At 73.1% G+C, this 17,069-nt stretch carries 13 protein-coding genes and 5 tRNA genes; 11 read left to right on the top strand and 7 right to left on the bottom strand.

Translation table 11 applies throughout. From position 1 onward, the window contains the following. The first annotated feature begins 101 nt into the window (after positions 1-101). From cbiE to ACFPQ9_RS37325, 4 genes are all read left to right on the top strand, one after another. Positions 102-1,319 (top strand): precorrin-6y C5,15-methyltransferase (decarboxylating) subunit CbiE, encoded by a 1,218-nt coding sequence (gene cbiE, locus ACFPQ9_RS37340; protein ID WP_380863340.1) that lies wholly within the window; start codon positions 102-104, stop codon positions 1,317-1,319. 416 nt (positions 1,320-1,735) lie between these two features. Continuing rightward, positions 1,736-6,544 (top strand): nicotinate-nucleotide--dimethylbenzimidazole phosphoribosyltransferase, encoded by a 4,809-nt coding sequence (gene cobT / locus ACFPQ9_RS37335; RefSeq protein WP_380863338.1) that lies wholly within the window; start codon positions 1,736-1,738, stop codon positions 6,542-6,544. Between the two features lie 159 nt (positions 6,545-6,703). Next, complete coding sequence (cobA, locus tag ACFPQ9_RS37330) at positions 6,704-7,936, top strand: uroporphyrinogen-III C-methyltransferase (protein ID WP_380863336.1); 1,233 nt, start codon at positions 6,704-6,706, stop codon at positions 7,934-7,936. A gap of 64 nt (positions 7,937-8,000) precedes the next feature. Then, complete coding sequence (locus tag ACFPQ9_RS37325) at positions 8,001-8,819, top strand: TrmH family RNA methyltransferase (protein ID WP_380863334.1); 819 nt, start codon at positions 8,001-8,003, stop codon at positions 8,817-8,819. A 56-nt stretch (positions 8,820-8,875) separates the two neighbouring features. On the opposite strand, the gene ACFPQ9_RS37320 is transcribed toward ACFPQ9_RS37325, so the two are convergent. Next, a complete protein-coding gene (locus tag ACFPQ9_RS37320; protein WP_380863378.1) occupies positions 8,876-10,309 on the bottom strand; it encodes a serine/threonine-protein kinase in 1,434 nt (477 codons plus the stop codon). Positions 10,310-10,505: 196 nt separating this feature from the next. On the opposite strand from ACFPQ9_RS37320, the gene ACFPQ9_RS37315 reads away from it, so the two are divergent. From ACFPQ9_RS37315 to ACFPQ9_RS37300, 4 genes are all read left to right on the top strand, one after another. Beyond that, positions 10,506-10,793, top strand: a complete 288-nt coding sequence (locus ACFPQ9_RS37315; protein WP_380863332.1) for a hypothetical protein — start codon at positions 10,506-10,508, stop codon at positions 10,791-10,793. A 198-nt stretch (positions 10,794-10,991) separates the two neighbouring features. Continuing rightward, complete coding sequence (locus ACFPQ9_RS37310; RefSeq protein ID WP_062722625.1) at positions 10,992-11,189, top strand: hypothetical protein; 198 nt, start codon at positions 10,992-10,994, stop codon at positions 11,187-11,189. A 375-nt stretch (positions 11,190-11,564) separates the two neighbouring features. Then, complete coding sequence (locus tag ACFPQ9_RS37305) at positions 11,565-12,503, top strand: phosphotransferase family protein (RefSeq protein WP_380863330.1); 939 nt, start codon at positions 11,565-11,567, stop codon at positions 12,501-12,503. 80 nt (positions 12,504-12,583) lie between these two features. Further along, positions 12,584-12,877, top strand: a complete 294-nt coding sequence (locus ACFPQ9_RS37300; RefSeq protein ID WP_380863328.1) for a TFIIB-type zinc ribbon-containing protein — start codon at positions 12,584-12,586, stop codon at positions 12,875-12,877. Between the two features lie 77 nt (positions 12,878-12,954). Here the strand turns inward: ACFPQ9_RS37300 and ACFPQ9_RS37295 are convergent. The 5 genes from ACFPQ9_RS37295 to ACFPQ9_RS37275 form a co-directional block, all read right to left on the bottom strand. Further along, a tRNA-Val gene (locus ACFPQ9_RS37295) sits at positions 12,955-13,026 on the bottom strand. Between the two features lie 34 nt (positions 13,027-13,060). Further along, positions 13,061-13,132: transfer RNA gene (locus ACFPQ9_RS37290), tRNA-Val, on the bottom strand. 36 nt (positions 13,133-13,168) lie between these two features. Then, positions 13,169-13,240: transfer RNA gene (locus ACFPQ9_RS37285), tRNA-Val, on the bottom strand. A 1-nt stretch (position 13,241) separates the two neighbouring features. Then, a tRNA-Cys gene (locus ACFPQ9_RS37280) sits at positions 13,242-13,315 on the bottom strand. 38 nt (positions 13,316-13,353) lie between these two features. Beyond that, positions 13,354-13,426: transfer RNA gene (locus ACFPQ9_RS37275), tRNA-Gly, on the bottom strand. Positions 13,427-13,604: 178 nt separating this feature from the next. Here ACFPQ9_RS37275 and ACFPQ9_RS37270 point away from each other — a divergent pair. Genes ACFPQ9_RS37270 through ACFPQ9_RS37260 form a run of 3 tightly spaced genes read left to right on the top strand, consistent with a single transcriptional unit; the run spans position 13,605 to position 16,346 of the window. Further along, on the top strand, positions 13,605-14,651 hold the full coding sequence (locus ACFPQ9_RS37270; RefSeq protein ID WP_380863326.1) for a chorismate-binding protein: 1,047 nt from the start codon (positions 13,605-13,607) through the stop codon (positions 14,649-14,651). Next, on the top strand, positions 14,648-15,469 hold the full coding sequence (locus ACFPQ9_RS37265; protein WP_380863324.1) for an aminotransferase class IV: 822 nt from the start codon (positions 14,648-14,650) through the stop codon (positions 15,467-15,469). Before ACFPQ9_RS37270 ends, ACFPQ9_RS37265 begins: the two co-directional genes overlap by 4 nt. A 52-nt stretch (positions 15,470-15,521) precedes the next feature. After that, positions 15,522-16,346, top strand: coding sequence for a GNAT family N-acetyltransferase (locus ACFPQ9_RS37260; RefSeq protein ID WP_380863322.1), 825 nt, complete (start codon positions 15,522-15,524; stop codon positions 16,344-16,346). A gap of 141 nt (positions 16,347-16,487) precedes the next feature. Here the strand turns inward: ACFPQ9_RS37260 and ACFPQ9_RS37255 are convergent, their stop codons facing one another. Then, complete coding sequence (locus ACFPQ9_RS37255; RefSeq protein WP_380863320.1) at positions 16,488-17,000, bottom strand: DsbA family protein; 513 nt, start codon at positions 16,998-17,000, stop codon at positions 16,488-16,490. Between the last annotated feature and the right edge of the window lie 69 nt (positions 17,001-17,069).

Genomic DNA, 17,069 nt, shown 5'->3' with positions numbered 1-17,069 from the left:
ACGGGCAGGGGCGGTACCGCACCGGTGACCAGGTACCCTCACGGAGCCTGCCCCTCGGGCCGACCTACGACGACCTGCGCAAACCCTGGAGACTGACGACGATGGCCGACCGCGTCACGGTGATCGGGTGGGACGGCTCGCCGCTGACCGCAGCGGCCCGCTCCGCCCTGGGAGCCGCCACGCTCGTGGCCGGTGCCGCCCACCACCTGGCGCTGCCCGAGGTGCCGCCGGCCGCCGAGCGCATCCGCCTCGGCAGCGTCGCCCTCGCCGCCCGCCGCATCGCCGGCCACCGCGGCACCGCGGTCGTGCTGGCCGACGGCGACCCCGGCTTCTTTGGCGTCGTACGGACCCTGCGGGCGCCCGAGTTCGGCCTGGAGGTCGAGGTCGTCCCCGCGGTCTCCTCGGTCGCCGCCGCCTTCGCCCGTGCCGGTATGCCCTGGGACGACGCGCAGGTGGTCGTCGCACACCGCCGCACCCTGCGACGCGCGGTGAATGTGTGCCGCGCCCACACCAAAGTCGCCGTTCTCACCTCGCCCGGCGCCGGACCCGCCGAACTCGGCCTGCTCCTCGAAGGCGTCCACCGCACCTTCGTCATCTGCGAGGAACTCGGCACGGAACGCGAGCAGGTCACCGTCGTCACCTCCGACAAGGCCGCCGACCACACCTGGCGCGACCCGAACGTCGTCATCGTCATCGGCGGCCCGGCCGGCGCCGCGGAATCCGGCGGCTGGATCGCCGGCCGCGACCCGGGCACCGGTCCGCGCGGCTGGACGCTGCCCGCCGAGTCCTACGGCGGACTCATGAGTGAGAGCGAACTCGAACCGCTGCGCGCGGCCCAACTCGCCCGGCTCGGCCCGCGCGTCGGCGACCTCGTGTGGGACATCGGCTGCGGCAGCGGCGCCTTCGCCACCGAGGCCGCCCGGGCCGGCGCCGCCGTCATCGCCGTCGACCGCGACCCGCAGGCCTGCAGCCGCACCGAGGCGAACGCACGCGCCTTCGGAGTGCAGCTCCAGATCGTCCACGGCACCGCCCCGCACGTCCTGGAGAACCTCCCCGAGCCGGACGTCGTGCGCGTCGGCGGCGGGGGAGCGGCCGTCGTCTCCGCCGTCGCCGACCGGCGCCCGCAGTGCATCGTCACGCACGCCGCGACCCGCGACGACGCCGAACTCATCGGCCGTGGACTCTCCGAACACGGCTACGACGTCGAGTGCTCCCTCCTCCAGTCCGTCGAACTCGACACCCGGGCCTGGACCGAGCGCGAGCGCAGTGTCGCCTTCCTGCTCACCGGGCAGTTGGGGCGGCGCGCGGCCTCACGTTGAGGAGCGACGGTCGCACGACGGGCGGAGACCGCCCGATCGCACGGTGTGACCATCCGCCCTCCCGGTGATCCTGTTGTCGTACCGCGCGCGGTAGGCTGGCCGATCGTTGTACCGCACTCGGTCGCCCGGCTATTCGTCGGTCAATGTCCGGAAAAACATGCCCTGTTTGGGGTGGGTGTGGTACGGCGAAACCGGGGGACGCGCAACGTGGCGCAGTCCACATCGGCCTGTCGCGGATCAAGCTGTCGCGACGGACGAATGGCCACGACAATGCCACTCAATGGCTTTGTCGCCTTTTTGGGACGGGTCGTTCGTGCCGCTGGGCATGCACGCTCGTTCTTCACTGCGGGGGCGGTCGGTGCGCCGTTCCCGGTGAGCTGGTCGTATAAGCACTAACCGATGGGCGAGGGGTACGCATGACCGACACCGGCCAGGTCCCGGGCGAGGGACTGCCGGAGAGCGCAGGCACGGTGGACCAGCCGGGCGCCCCCGCGGCGCACGGTACGTACACCTACCTCTCCGAGACCACCGCCGAGGACGAAGACCTGCTGATGCCCGGGCCCCAGGGCGCCTGGGGCAACGAGGTCGCCCCGCCCATGCCGGAGCCGGTCGTCGAAACCGTGCACGAGCCGGGCCCGCACGAGATCTCCGGCCGTGACAGCGGCTCGGTCGACCTCAGCGGCGTCCGCCTCCCGGGCCCGACGGCTCCGACGTCACCGATCCCGCCGATCACCCCGCGCCGCCCCCTGCACCTCGGACCGCCGATCCCGGACGCCTCCGCGAGCCCGGTCCGCTCCCTCGCCGACCGCGGCGCCGTCGGCGCACCGGTCCGCCAGGCTCCCGAGTACCTCGACGCCACGGTCCCGCAGCCGGCGGCGCCCTGGGGTGCGCAGGCCCAGACTCCGGCCCCCGGGCCGTCGAGCACCGAGGCACCGGCTGCCGAAACGGTTGTTCCCACCGAGCGGCCCGGTGGCGTGGCACGGACGGCTGCGACCCGGGTCCCCGCGCCCGCTCCACAGGAGGGCGAGGAGGGCGTTCACGCCGGACAGCAGCCGTCGGTCGCCGAGACGGCGCCCGGTCCGGACGGCACGCAGGGGCCGGCGGCCGCGGGTGCCGTCGGGGTCGCCGGGGGCGGGGTCGTTCCCGGTGCCGAGGGTGCCGGGGAGGGGGCCGGGGTCGTGCCGACTCCCGTCGGTGACCCGGTCGCGCCGGTGGCCGGCGGTGGCGGGGCCGGGGTCGTGCCGGCTCCTGGTGGTGACCCGGTCGTGCCCGTCGTCGGCGGTGGCGAGGCCCTGGCTGCCGACGTCGCGCCGGTGAGCGAGGCTGTCCCGGCTGCCGGGCCGATGCCCGGCGGGGACGGTGGTCAGGTTCCGGGCGTCGGCGGGGCTCCGGAGGGTGGCGCTGGGATCGGGCAGGCTCCGGTCGGGGCTGAGGCCGCCGGGGTTGCCGAGGTTCCGGCTCCGGACGCTGCCGAGCCGCTCGTCTCCGGAGAAGCGCCTTTGGATGCGGCCGCCCCGGTTGCCGAGGGCATGCCGGTTGCCGAGGTCCCGCCGGTCGTGGAGGGCACCGTGCCCGAGGCCGCCGCGCTTCCCGAGGCGTCTGCCGCCGAGGCCGGTGAGGCTTCCGGCGCCGGGGTCGCTGACGCCGGCCAGGTTGCCGCTGGCTCCGCCGGTGATGTCGCTGCGGTTGCCGAAGGCGGCGTCGCCGGGACAGGTCAGGTCGCCGAAGCCTCCGTGGACGGCACCGGTCAGGTCGCCGAACCCTCCGTGGACGGCACCGGTCAGGTGGCCGACGCTCCCGCTCCGCAGAGCCAGCCGCCTACCGGGGTATCCGCCTCCGATGCCGTGCAGGTGCCCGGTGGCCCGGTTGCTGACGCCGTGCACGTGCCTGGTGCCGCGGCTGCTGACACTGCTGAGGGTTCCGGCTCCGCCCCGGCTCCTGGCGCCGCCCAGGTTCCTGGCGCCGCCCAGGTTCCTGGCGCCGCCCCGGCTCCTGGCGCCGCCCCGACTCCTGGCACCGCCCCGGCTACTGGCGCTCCAGCTTCCGACACCGCCGAAGTTTCTGGAGCCCCGGTTCCCGGCGCTCCAGCTTCCGGTGCCGCCGAGGTTTCCGTAGCCCCGGTTCCCGGCGCTCCCGTTTCGGGCACCGCCCAGGCTCCTGGCGCCCCGGCTCCGGACGCCGCAGCCCTCGTACCCGCCGAGGCCTCCGCGCAGATCGCCGAGCCCCTCACCCCGCAGGCCGTCCCCTCTCCCGAGGCCGTCCCCTCTCCCGAGGCCGCCGCCTCTCCCGTGGCCGCCCTGCCGCCTGAGGCCGCGCTGCCGCCCGAGGCTCAGTTCCCGGACGCCGCGCAGGCACCCGAGGCAGCTCAAGCCCTCCCGGATGCCGCGCAGGTTCCCGAAGCCGAAGTGCCTGAGCACCGCGAGGCCACTCAAGCCCTCCCGGACGCCTCTCAGGCTCCCCAGCTCGCGGGAGCGGAGCCTGTCGCACCGCCCCCGCAGGCGGCCGACGCCGTAGCCGCGCCCGTTGTCCCGCCCGCCGACGCCGACGCCGCGGCCGCCGCCGAGGCAGAAGCAGCGCCCGCCGACGCCGTTGCCGCGCGCGCCGACGCCGCAACCACGCCCGCCGCCGGTGCCCCCGCGGCCGTAGCCGCCGATGCGACCCCGCACCCCATGGCCGCGGATCAGACCGCCCAGCAGAACGAACCCCCCGTTCCGGCCGAGCTGCCCGCTCAGGAGCCGCAGCAGGCGCAGGTCCCCGAGGCCGGGCCGGACGTCAACCTCGCGCAGGCCCAGCAGCAGCCGACGCAGGACGGAGTTCCGGTGAATACCGACGCCGACCCCGCCGCACAGGCCGTGGACGCGAGCGCGCCCGCCGCCGACGCGGAAGCCCCCGTAGCGGATCCCGCGGCAGCCGTGGTCACCCCGCCGGCTCCGCTCCCGGACGCCCCGCAGACTCCGGACGGTGCCGCCGAGTCGGCCGCCGGCCCCCAGCCGCTCGCCGCGGTCGGCGCCCCGGGCACCGTCGGATCCCGTACGACCCCGGCGCAGGGCGTGCCGGTCGAGAACCCCGAGCCGTTCGTCGCCGAACCCGCCGGCCCGCAGCTCCGATCCCAGGCGCAGCCCGTGCAACTCGCGGAGGACCCCGCGCGACCGGCCGTCGAGCCGACGGAGTCCGGAGGGGCTGGGGCCGTCGCCGTCCTGCCGGGTGGCATCCCGCAGGAGCCCGTGCCCGATCAGCCCATGGGGCAGTTCGTGCCGGTCGAGGGCTCGGTGCCGACCACCCCGCACCTCGCCCCGACCCCGCCGCAGCCGATCGTGCTGCCGGTGGCGGAGGGACCGGGCCCTGTCGTCACGGTGCCCGGGCCCCGTGACGGCGACCCCGAACTCGTACAGCACGCGGACGACCTGGACACCCGGGCCGCCGATCAGGAAGACCAGCAGGAGCAGGCGGAAGCGAGTACGGCCGTGGTCGAGGAAACACGACAGCCCACCGGCCCGGCGGCGCCCGCCTACGACGACGCCGAACGCGCGGCCGTCCTCAAGGTGATGCGCGAGCGCCGCGACATCCGCAACGGCTTCCGCAGCGACCCCATCCCGCACGAGGTCCTGCTCCGGGTGCTGGAGGCCGCCCACACGGCGCCCTCCGTCGGGCACTCGCAGCCCTGGGACTTCGTCGTCATCCGCTCCGCGGACACCCGGCGCACCATGCACGAGCTGGCGATGCGCCAGCGCGACGCCTACGCCAAGTCCCTCCCCAAGGGCCGGGCGAAGCAGTTCAAGGAACTGAAGATCGAGGCCATCCTCGACACCCCGGTGAACATCGTCGTCACCGCCGACCCCACCCGCGGCGGCCGCCACACCCTCGGCCGGCACACCCAGCCGCAGATGGCGCCGTACTCCGCGGCGCTCGCGGTCGAGAACCTCTGGCTCGCCGCCCGCGCCGAGGGCCTCGGCGTCGGCTGGGTCAGCTTCTTCGACGAGCGTGAGATGGTCCGCGCGCTGGGGCTGCCCGAGCATCTGGAGGTCATCGCCTATCTGTGCGTCGGGTACGTCGACGAGTTCCCGGACGAGCCCGAGCTGCTCCAGGCCGGCTGGTCCAAGCGCCGCCCGCTGTCCTGGGTCGTGCACGAGGAGACGTACGGCCGCCGCGCCCTGCCCGGCGAGGAGCCGCACGACCTGCTCGCCGAGACCGTCGCCCAGATCCGCCCGCTGGATGCCAAGGCGCTCGGCGAGGCGTGGGAACGGCAGAAGCGGATGACCAAGCCGGCCGGTGCGCTCGGCATGCTGGAGATCATCTCCGCGCAGCTCAGCGGCCTGTCCCGGCAGTGCCCGCCGCCCATCCCGGAGCCCGCCGCCGTCGCGATCTTCGCGGGCGACCACGGCGTGCACGCGCAAGGAGTCACCCCCTGGCCCCAGGAGGTGACCGCCCAGATGGTCGCCAACTTCCTCGGCGGCGGCGCGGTCTGCAACGCGTTCGCGGGGCAGGTGGGCGCCGAGGTGTGCGTCGTCGACGTCGGTGTCGCGGCCGACCTTCCCGCCACACCCGGCCTGCTGCCCCGCAAGGTCCGCGCGGGCACCTCGGACATGACGACCGGCCCCGCGATGACCCGCGAGGAGGCCAAGCAGGCCATCGAGGTCGGCATCGAGACCGCCCGCGACCTGGTGGCCGCCGGCAACAAGGCGCTGCTCACGGGCGAGATGGGCATCGCCAACACGACCGCGTCGGCCGCCCTGATCTCCGTCTTCACGGGAGTGGACGCCGCCGAGGTCACCGGCCGCGGCACCGGCATCAACGACGAGACGCTGGCCCGCAAGACCGAGGTCGTGCGCCGCGCGATCGAGCTCCACCAGCCCGACCCGGCCGACCCCATCGGCGTCCTCGCCGCGATCGGCGGCTTCGAGCACGCCGCGCTCGTCGGCCTCCTGCTGGGCGGTGCGTCACTGCGTACGCCGGTGATCCTCGACGGCGTGAGCGCCGGTGCCGCCGCCCTGGTCGCCCGCGCGATCGCCCCCGAGGTCCTCGCCGCCTGCATCGCGGGCCACCGCAGCGCCGAGCCCGGCCATGTGGCCGCCCTCAACAAGCTGGGCCTGCGCCCACTGGTCGACCTCGACCTCCGCCTCGGCGAGGGCACGGGCGCGCTTCTGGCCCTGCCGCTGGTGCAGAGCACGGCGCGGGCGATGCACGAGGTGGCGACGTTCGACTCGGCCGGGGTCACCGAGAAGTAGACACGCGACTGGGGGACCCGGGGGCGTGCAACCCCGGGTCCCCCAGTCACGTCGCTGCGGTCGCCCAGCCATCGGACACTTGAACCGCCGAAACCGGCCGCAGCATAAAATCCGCACGTCAGGGCATCGCACCGCCGCCGAAAGAGGAGCCGCACCCTCATGGCCGAACACCCCGCCTACCCCGTAGGCCTCCGCCTCACCGGCCGCAGGGTCGTTGTCCTCGGCGGCGGCCAGGTCGCCCAGCGCCGCCTCCCGGCCCTCATCGCAGCCGGCGCCGACATCGTCCTCGTATCCCCCGAAGCGACCCCGTCGGTCGAGGCGATGGCGGACGCGGGCGAGATCACCTGGAGGAAGCGGACGTACGAGGACGGCGACCTCGCGGACGCCTGGTACGCCCTCATCGCCACCGGCGATCACGAGGCCAACACCACCGCCTCCGCCGAGGCCGAGCGCCATCGCGTGTGGTGCGTCCGCTCCGACGACGCCGACGCGGCCACCGCCTGGACCCCGGCCACCGGCCACAGCGAGGGCGTCACGGTCGCCGTCCTGACCACCGACGCACGCGGCCGCGACCCCCGTCACACCGCAGCCATCCGCGACGCGGTCGTCGAGGGCCTGCGCGACGGCACGCTCGTCGCCCCGCACCACCGCACCCGCACACCCGGCGTCGCCCTGGTCGGCGGCGGCCCCGGCGACCCGGACCTGATCACCGTGCGCGGCCGCCGTCTGCTCGCCGAGGCCGACGTCGTCATCACCGACCACCTGGGCCCGCGCGACCTGCTCGCCGAACTGCCCGCGAGTGTCGAGGTGATCGACGCGGCGAAACTGCCGTACGGCCGCTTCATGGCCCAGGAGGCCATCAACAACGCGCTGATCGAACACGCCAAGCAGGGCAAGTCGGTGGTCCGCCTCAAGGGCGGCGACCCCTTCGTCTACGGCCGTGGCATGGAGGAGGTCCAGGCGCTCGCCGAGGCCGGCGTCCCGTGCACGGTCGTGCCCGGCATCTCCAGCTCCATCTCGGTCCCGGGCGCCGCCGGCATCCCGGTCACGCACCGGGGCGTCGCCCACGAGTTCACCGTGGTCAGCGGGCACATCGCCCCGGACGACGAGCGCTCCCTGGTCGACTGGCCCTCGCTCGCCAAGCTGACCGGCACGCTGGTGATCCTGATGGGCGTCGGCACGATCGGGAAGGTCGCCGAGACCCTCGTCGCGCACGGCAAGTCCCCCGACACGCCCGTCGCCCTGGTCCAGGAGGGCACCACGGCCGCCCAGCGCAGGGTCGACGCGACCCTCGCGACGGCGAGCCAGGCGGTGCTCGACCACGACGTCAAGCCGCCGGCGGTCATCGTCATCGGCGACGTGGTGAACGTAGGACCGAGACCTTCCGAGTAACCGCGGGTAACCCAACCCGTCCCGAACCGTTGGCACCACACCCAGGACAAGGCAGTATCACCCTGTGGCCGATCTCATCACCGTCGATGACCCGACCGACCCCCGCCTGCGCGACTACACGGGCCTGACCGACGTCGAACTGCGCCGCAAGCGCGAACCGGCCGAGGGTCTGTTCATCGCCGAGGGCGAGAAGGTCATCAGACGGGCGAAGGACGCCGGCTACGAGATGCGGTCGATGCTGCTGTCGGCCAAGTGGGTCGACGTCATGCGCGACGTCATCGACGAGCTCCCGGCGCCGGTGTACGCGGTCAGCCCGGAGCTCGCCGAGCAGGTCACCGGCTATCACGTGCACCGCGGCGCGCTGGCGTCGATGCAGCGCAAGCCGCTGCCGACCGCGACCGACCTGCTCCAGACCGCCCGCCGCGTGGTGGTCATGGAGTCGGTGAACGACCACACCAACATCGGAGCCATATTCCGCTCCGCCGCCGCCCTCGGCATGGACGCGGTCCTGCTCTCGCCGGACTGCGCGGACCCGCTGTACCGCCGGAGCGTCAAGGTCTCCATGGGCGCGGTCTTCTCGGTGCCGTACGCCCGCCTCGACACCTGGCCCAAGGGCCTCGAATCGGTCCGCGAGGCCGGCTTCACGCTCCTCGCCCTCACCCCCGACGAGAAGGCCAAGACCCTCGACGAGGCAGCCCCGCACCGCATGGACCGGGTCGCGCTGATGCTCGGCGCCGAGGGCGACGGCCTCTCCACCCAGGCCCTGGTGGCCGCCGACGAATGGGTCCGCATCCCGATGGCCCACGGAGTCGACTCCCTCAACGTCGGCGCGGCGGCCGCGGTCGCCTTCTACGCGGTGGCCACCGGCCGCCCCCGGCTCTAGAGCCACGGCACAGGAGGCGAAAGGGGAGACCCGGCGGACGCCGCCGACCGGGCGCTCTACTCAGGAATCTCGAACGTCGAGTCGTACTGCTCGGACATCGGCTCCTCGTCCAGCGGCTCGAAGTCCGGCTCCACCTGCTCCTGCTTCGGACGCACGACGTCACCGCCGCCGCTCCCTTCCCCGCCGAGTCCGCGGTCCGGCCCCTGACAGCCCTGGGCCGCCGCGATACCGAGCGCCACGAGCAGCGTCACCACGACGAACACGAACAGCCGCTGCCGGAGCAGCTGAGGATTGGCGGGCCGCCGCCCCGTCCCCGTGTTCCGGGGAGCCGGGCGTCCATTGCCGCCGCGCGGGGCGGGCCGGCCGCCGTTGGGCGAGCGGGGCGAGGTGCGGGGACCGGGCATCGACCGGGCCCCGGGGCGGGCCGACGCCGTCCCGCCCTGCGGACCGCCGTGACCCTTCGGCGGCCTTGCCGTGTCGCGCGCGGGGCCCGGGACGCGCGGGGTGCCGTTGCCCCTTGGCAGGCCGGTGCCACGGGACGGGGCAGGCCCCTGCGCCCGCCGCTGGGCACGCTGCTGATCGGCATAGGTGTCGGCGAGCCGCCCGGTCGGCCGGTCCGACTCCGGGGAACGCTGGGCCGGCGGGCGTACGTCGGCGAAGCCCTGCGCCTCACGGGCGGCGATCTCCTTCAGCCGCAACGACAGCTGAAGTGTGCTGGGCCGGTCCTCCGGGTCCTTCGCCAGGCAGGCGCGCACCAGCGGGGCCAGCGCATCGGGCACCCCGTGCAGCTGCGCCTCCTCATGCACGACGCGGTACAGCATCACCTCGGAACTGCCGTGCCCGAAGGGTGAGTCACCCATCGACGCGTACGCGAGCGTGGCGCCCAGCGAGAAGACGTCCGTGGCCGGGGTGACGGCGGCTCCGCGCACCTGCTCCGGGGCGAGGAAGCCGGGCGAGCCGACCGCCGTACCCACATGCGTCAGGGTCGAGGCCCCCGTCGCCCAGGCGATGCCGAAGTCGATGATCCTCGGCCCCTTGGGGGACAGCAGGATGTTGGACGGCTTGAGATCCCGATGAACGACCCCGGCCTCATGAACGGCGACCAGCCCTTCACTCAGCGCGGCCCCGACGGCGGCGACCTCCGCGGCGCCGAGCGGGCCCGCGTCGACGACCTTGTCGTGCAGGGAGGGGCCGGGCACGTACTGCGTGGCGAACCAGGGGCGGTCCGCCTCGAGATCGGCGGCCACCAGCCGTGCCGTACAGCCGCCGCGAATCCGCCGTGCCGCCGAGACCTCACGCGCGAAGCGCGAGCGGAACTCCTGATCCTCCGCCAGATCGGGCCGGATCACCTTGAGCGCGACCCGCTGGCCCTTCTTGTCGGAGCCCAGGTAGACAACGCCCATGCCGCCCGCGCCGAGCCGTCTGTGAAGCCTGAACGAGCCGACGACGCGCGGGTCCTCGCGCCTCAGGCGCATCATCGCCATGTTCATCCCCGCTGCCCGGTCCGTCTGACGAGCCACAGCTTACGTTTCCGCGGGCCGCCGTGCGCAGAGGCCGCGCCCTCTCGGCCCGATGGATTGTCAGTGGTGGGTGGGAGACTTGAAGGGTGGTCAGAGGGTGGGTGAGCAGGGCGACTTAGCGGCAGGTGTGCCCCCAACCACCCGTGACAGAAGGGGGATTGAGCCCGTGAAGGGTGATCGCGTGGAGATAGTCGTGGACGCCGGGGACACGACGCGCACGTACGAGGTGGTGGCGAGCAGGGCGGGCCGCAGGGTGGAGACGGCGGTGCGTCGAGGTGTCGTGGAAGTGAGCGAAGTCACCCGAAGCGGATCGGTCGTACGTACGGCCCGCTTCATGGCGAACCGGGTCCTCGCGCTGGTCGAGCAGCCGATCCCGCGCGAGGACGGCTCGGAGAGGAGCCATGAGAAAGCGGGGCACACCGGGCGTCCCCTCGGGGAAGACCCCGAGACCTAGGACCTCGTCTCCACCCAGGGGAGTACTCCGCAGGTCATGGCTCATCCTCCGGGAGGCCCGCCAATCGGTACGAGGGCATGACGTGCCGGGGCGGCCACGCGCCTAGATTTGAGGTCAAGCGGCGGGTGCAGCACTCGTCCCCCGAGGTCAGACACCCGCCGCTGCCAACGACAACTGACACAGGTCAGGAGAGGGACCATGGCCCAGACGGCACCGCGGACAGTGATCCGCATGCAGGAGCGCACGCTGCTGCGTCCCCGTCGCCAGGGCCGCCGCCACCCCCTGGTGGCGACACTCATGGCCCTTCCCCTGGCGGCCCTTCTCCTCCTCGTCTTCGACGGCTGGGAGACAGTGGCCACACAGGCGTCGTCCGTGGGCGTGATGCTGGGGCGCTGAGCGGCGACCCCAGGCCCGGAAGAGCGGTCCGGGCGGGGACATCCACCCATGAAACCCCGTGGGGACGGGGGTGCGGCGGACGGCACAAATGCCGGCGCAGCTGGGGAGCTGCGCCGGCATTGCTTTTCCCTGAAACACCGGGGCCTGTGAGCCACGGCTCCCTTGGGATGCCGAACTCATCATCCAGCCTTCTCGGCGCCGGCCCGTATCATCCAGCCCGTCCGGCGTTTGAGGACGAGGCTCGTTCAGGGCCGAAGCGGGGGTCTGGGGGCGGCAGCCCCCAGCGAGGGCCCCTGGACGCCGAGCACAGAGACAGCCCCCGGCACCCGGCGCACCCGGTACCCGACGGCAGCCAACCGCGCACAAGGGACACCCGTGACCCCGAACCCCCTCCTGCCCGACCTCACCGCACGAGCCATAGCCGCGGCTCACTCACGTACGTCCGCCTGTCCCTGCGGAGCAACCGTCACGCTCGCCGAACGCCCCGACGCCACCGTCGTCCGGCACGCCGACACCGTCGCCAAGGCCCACGCCCCCGGCGTCACCGTCACCGACCTGGCGCCCCGCCTGGCCGCCGCCACCCGCCTCCTCGAGATCTTCCTGCCCCCGCTCACCCCCATACCCGTCGACCTCCACGACCGGCCCGTGACCTTCTGGCCGTACGGCACCCCCGTGGACCCGGAAGATCCGGACGCGGCCCCCTGGGAAGCGGCGGCAACCCTGCTCGCCCACCTCCACCGCACCCCCGCCCCCGCCCCGCTCCCTCCCATGCGCGGCCCCGCCAAGGCCGCCCTGGCCCTGTCCCGCCTCCGCGCGACCACCGACGCCACCCTCACCGCCCCCGTCCTGCGCGCCTGGGCCACCCTCCCCGCCTGGGCCCGCGACGAGGCACCCCAGCCCGACACCGCCACCCTCTGCCACGGCGACCTCCACCTCGGCCAGCTCGTCCGCCACCCGGTCCCGGACGGCCCGTGGCTGCTCATAGACATCGACGACCTCGGCGTCGGCGTCCCGGCCTGGGACCTGGGCCGACCGGCCGCCTGGTTCGCCTGCGGGCTGCTGCCGCCCGACGAATGGCACCGGTTCCTGACCGCCTACCGCGTCGCCGGCGGCCCGGCCGTGCCCGCCGACGGCGACCCCTGGCCCGCGCTGGACGTCGCCGCCCGCGCCCTCACCGTGCAGACCGCCGCCCGCGCGATCACCAAGGCGGCGGCCGAGGATCGCGTCCTGGACGAGATCGAGCAGGCCCTCGTGGACGCCTGTGACCGAATGGCTTCCGTCCCCCCGGAGTTGGTCCGAGAAGAGGCGAAGTAGGGTGCAACCGACCGCAGCCGGACAGAGTCTGTCCTGGCGATACACGAAGCAGGACCGACCGGCGAGGAGTTGAGCCGACCATGCAGTGTCCGAAGTGCCATGCACCGATGCACACGTACAACCGCAATGGTGTCCAGATCGAGCAGTGCAGTGGCTGCCGCGGGATCTTTCTCGACTACGGCGAGCTCGAGGCGCTGACCCGCCTGGAGTCGCAGTACGCCCAGCCCGCCCCGCCGCCCCCGGCCGCCCCGCAGGCCTACCCGGCCGCCGCCCCGCAGGCCCCCGCCTGGGGCGCCCCGCACGGTGGCCACCACGGTGGTCACTACGGCCACAAGCGGCACAAGAGCTTCGGCCACATGCTGTTCTCCAGCTGAGCGGCTGATCCGCACCAGGCCACGTACGAGGTCACGAAGAAGCCCCCGGTCGCAGGACGACCGGGGGCTTCGGTGTGTGGACGATACTGGGATTGAACCAGTGACCTCTTCCGTGTCAGGGAAGCGCTCTCCCGCTGAGCTAATCGTCCTCGGGACCACAACCCGCAGGTCGTGGGTGCAGCGTGCGCGATACTGGGATTGAACCAGTGACCTCTTCCGTGTCAGGGAAGCGCTCTCCCGCTGAGCTAATCGCGCGGGTTCGGATCTTGTCGTAGGTGCTGAAAGATCCAGTGGACGATACTGGGATTGAACCAGTGACCTCTTCCGTGTCAGGGAAGCGCTCTCCCGCTGAGCTAATCGTCCTTGGAGGTGGAGACGGGATTTGAACCCGTGTAGACGGCTTTGCAGGCCGTTGCCTCGCCTCTCGGCCACTCCACCAGGAGTGTAGGGGTTCGGGAAGATCCCCTGTTCCTTCGAGCGGACGACGAGGCTCGAACTCGCGACCTCAACCTTGGCAAGGTTGCGCTCTACCAACTGAGCTACGTCCGCTTGTCGTTTCGTTCCGCTCCCGCGGCCCGGCGACGTGTTGAACTCTAGCGGATTCCGGGGCCAGCACAAAAACGCGTTTGTGCAGCGTGCTGCGCTGCACCTGCTCAGGGACCCGACGGAGCTCTCCGAAGCGACATGGCCAGGTCACCCGCAGGACACCGGCCATAGACTCGACTGCGTGCTCGACCTCCCTCCCCTCGCCCGATTCGGTGACCGCGTCGCCACCGGTCTCCTCGATGTCACCAGCGATCCCGCCGCCCTGGACTCCAGCGGATTCTGGGCCGTCTGCGCCGACTTCGAGGGCGCTCTGACCTGCGCCCGCTTCCGGGACGTGCGCGAGGAGCCCGTGCCCGCGCCGGTGCCGGGGGACTGGCTGGGCCCTGCGGTCGGCGACTGGACGTCGTCGCTCGATCGCGCCGCGTACACGACGGGCGTACGGCGCATTCGCGAGTACATCGCGGCCGGCGCGGTCTATCAGGCCAATCTGTGCCGGGTGCTCAGCGCGCCGATCGGGGCGGGCGCCGATATGGACGCCCTGACCGCGCTGTTGGCCCTCGGCAACCCGGCGCCGTACGCAGGAACGATCCGGCTGCCGGGGCACGGGGTCGAGATAGCCACGGCCTCTCCCGAACTCTTCCTGCGGCGCGACGGGCGTGTCGTCGAGTCCGGGCCGATCAAGGGCACCGGGCGCACCGAGGCGGACCTGCTGGAGAAGGACTTCGCCGAGAACGTGATGATCGTGGACCTGGTGCGCAACGACATCGGCCGGGTGTGCGCCACCGGGACCGTGACCGTCCCCGATCTGTGCGCCGTGGAGAAGCACCCGGGCCTCGTCCACCTGGTGTCCACCGTGCACGGCGAGCTGCGCGCCGACGCCGGCTGGCCGGAGCTGCTCGACGCCGCCTTCCCGCCCGGCTCGGTCACCGGCGCACCCAAGTCGAGCGCGCTGCGGATCATCGACGAGCTGGAGACGGCGCCCAGGGGGCCGTACTGCGGCGGTATCGGGTGGGTCGACGCCGACCGGGGTGTCGGCGAGCTGGCCGTGGGGATCCGTACGTTCTGGATCGACCGGGACGAAGGGATGCTTCGGTTCGGGACCGGCGCGGGGATCACCTGGGGATCGGATCCCGAGGGGGAGTGGCGGGAGACCGAGCTGAAGGCGTCCCGGCTGCTCGCGGTAGCGTCGGGAGCGTACGAGGTGAGTGGAGAGGGACTGCAATCGTGAGGATCTGGCTCGACGGCGGGCTCCAGGACATCGAGTCCGCCCGTGTCTCCGTCTTCGACCATGGGCTGACCGTGGGCGACGGCATCTTCGAGACCGTGAAAGCGGTGGACGGCCGTCCGTTCGCGCTGACCCGGCACCTCGACCGGCTGACCCGCTCGGCGTTCGGCCTCGGCCTGCCCGAGCCCGACCACGACGAGGTCCGCCGCGCCTGCGCCGCCGTCCTGGAGGCCAACCCGATGCCGCTGGGCCGGCTGCGCATCACCTACACCGGCGGCCACGGCCCCCTCGGCTCCGACCGCGGAGAGCACGGCCCGACCCTCGTCGTCGCCCTCGGCGAGACCACCCGCCGGCCCGACTCCACGGCCGTCGTCACGGTCCCCTGGACCCGCAATGAACGCGGCGCACTCACCGGCCTGAAGACCACCTCGTACGCCGAGAACGTCGTCGCACTCGCCCGCGCCCATGAACACGGCGCGAGTGAAGCGCTGTTCGCGAACACCGTCGGCCAACTCTGCGAGGGCACCGGCTCGAACGTCTTCGTCGTCCTCGACGGCGAGATCCACACCCCGCCGGTCGCCTCGGGCTGCCTCGCGGGCATCACCCGCGCGCTCACCGTCGAGTGGACCGGCGCCAGGGAGACCGACCTGCCGCTGGACGTGCTGGAGCGGGCCGAGGAGATCTTCCTCACCTCCACCCTGCGGGACGTCCAGGCCGTGCACCGCGTCGACGACCGCGAACTGCCGGGCGCACCGGGCCCGGTGACCGCCAAGGCCATGCGGATCTTCCAGGAGCGGGCCGGGGACGACCTGGATCCCTGAGGACCGGAAAATTGGGCTGCCGCGGGTCGGCAGGGTGGGTAGAACACCTCTGATGACCACGACCCTGCGGCCGACCGAGCCGCTTCAGCACCACGCGGACGGGACGCGCTCGCGCCGCTACCAGGTGTGCGTGAACAGCCGTCCCGTCGGCGGGATACGCCTCGCCACGCACGCCGAGTACGGCCCGCGCGTGGGCCGTGTCTCCGAGCTGCGTATCGAGGAGGCGGACCGAAGGCGCGGCCGTGCCACAGTGGCCGTGCTGGCCGCCGAGGAAGTCCTGCGGGGCTGGGGCTGCGAACGCGTCGAGGCGTCCGTGCCGGACGCCGCCGCCGTCGCGCTCCGGCTCGCCCAGGCCCTCGGATACGTGGTGCGCAGCCGCAACATGTCGAAGCGGCTGAACGGCACCCCGCCCCAACTCCCCGCCGACACCGCGCCACGGCCCATGACCGAGGCGGAGTTCGGCCCCTGGCTGGCCCATGGGCGTGAGGGGTACGTGGGCGACCTGGTCGAGAGGGGCGTGCCCGCCGACGACGCCCACCGGAAGGCGGACGCCGGGTACGCGAAGCTCCTGCCGGACGGGCTGGCCACCGAGAACACGCTGATCAGCGTGCTGGAGCACGAGGGCCGGCCGGTGGGCAGGCTGTGGCTGGGCCTGTGGCCCGACACCGCGTACGTCCTCGACGTCGAGGCCGACGAACGCGTCCGCGGTCGCGGCCACGGACGTGCCCTGATGCTGCTGGCCGAGGCACAGGCCGCGGAGGGCGGGAAGGACCGCATCGGCCTGCATGTCTTCGCGGGCAACGCCCCGGCCGAGCGGCTGTACGAGTCCCTCGGCTACGAGACGACCGCGTACAACCTGGGCAAGGGGTTGGTGTAGCGCCGAGAAGGGACTTGAGGAGAGACCGGGGCCGGGCGGGATGGGTTCTCATCGCGCCCCGAAGGGGTGCGGGGAACTGCGCGACCAGCCACGACGCACCCGCGGACAAACGACGGCCCAGAGCGCGAATCCCGCCGAGCGCTACGCCAGCAGTCGCTCCGCGATCTCCTCGATCCGCGCGCGCAGACCCTCCTGGCTCTTGCCGCCGTCCAGGCGCTCGCCGTCGATCACGTACGTCGGCGTGCCGGTCACGCCGATCGCCTTGCCCTCGGCCTGGTCGGCGTCGACGATCAGGATGTGCCGGCCGTCGATCAGCGCGGTGTCGAATTCCTCGGCGTCCAGACCGAGTTCCCGGGCCACCTCGACCAGGAAGGGTTCTCCCTTACGGTCCAGCTCCTCGACCCGGCCCAGCACGGCCTCGACGTACGGCCACCCCTTGCCCTGCTCGAAGGCCTCCTCGGCGGCCTGTGCGGCGGCGAAGGCGTGCTTGTGCTTCTCCAGCGGGAAGTGCCGCAGCCGCAGCTCCAGCCGGTCGCCGTAGCGTGCGCGCAGGGCACGGAGATCGTCCAGGGCCGTGCGGCAGTCGGGGCACTGGAGCTCGCACCAGACGTCGAGGACGGGGGCGGCGGGACGGTCGGGGGAGGAGTCGCTCATGGCCCCAGTCTCCCAGTCGTCGCGCGGTCGACCCAATCCGGCCCGGTGCTTCGGCGGGGGGCCGGTCAG

This window comes from Streptomyces coerulescens, assembly GCF_042657965.1.
GTDB classification, from domain to species: Bacteria; Actinomycetota; Actinomycetes; order Streptomycetales; family Streptomycetaceae; genus Streptomyces; species Streptomyces coerulescens.
Note: the sequence above shows the minus strand (reverse complement) of the source record. Positions and strands in the feature narration are given on the sequence as shown.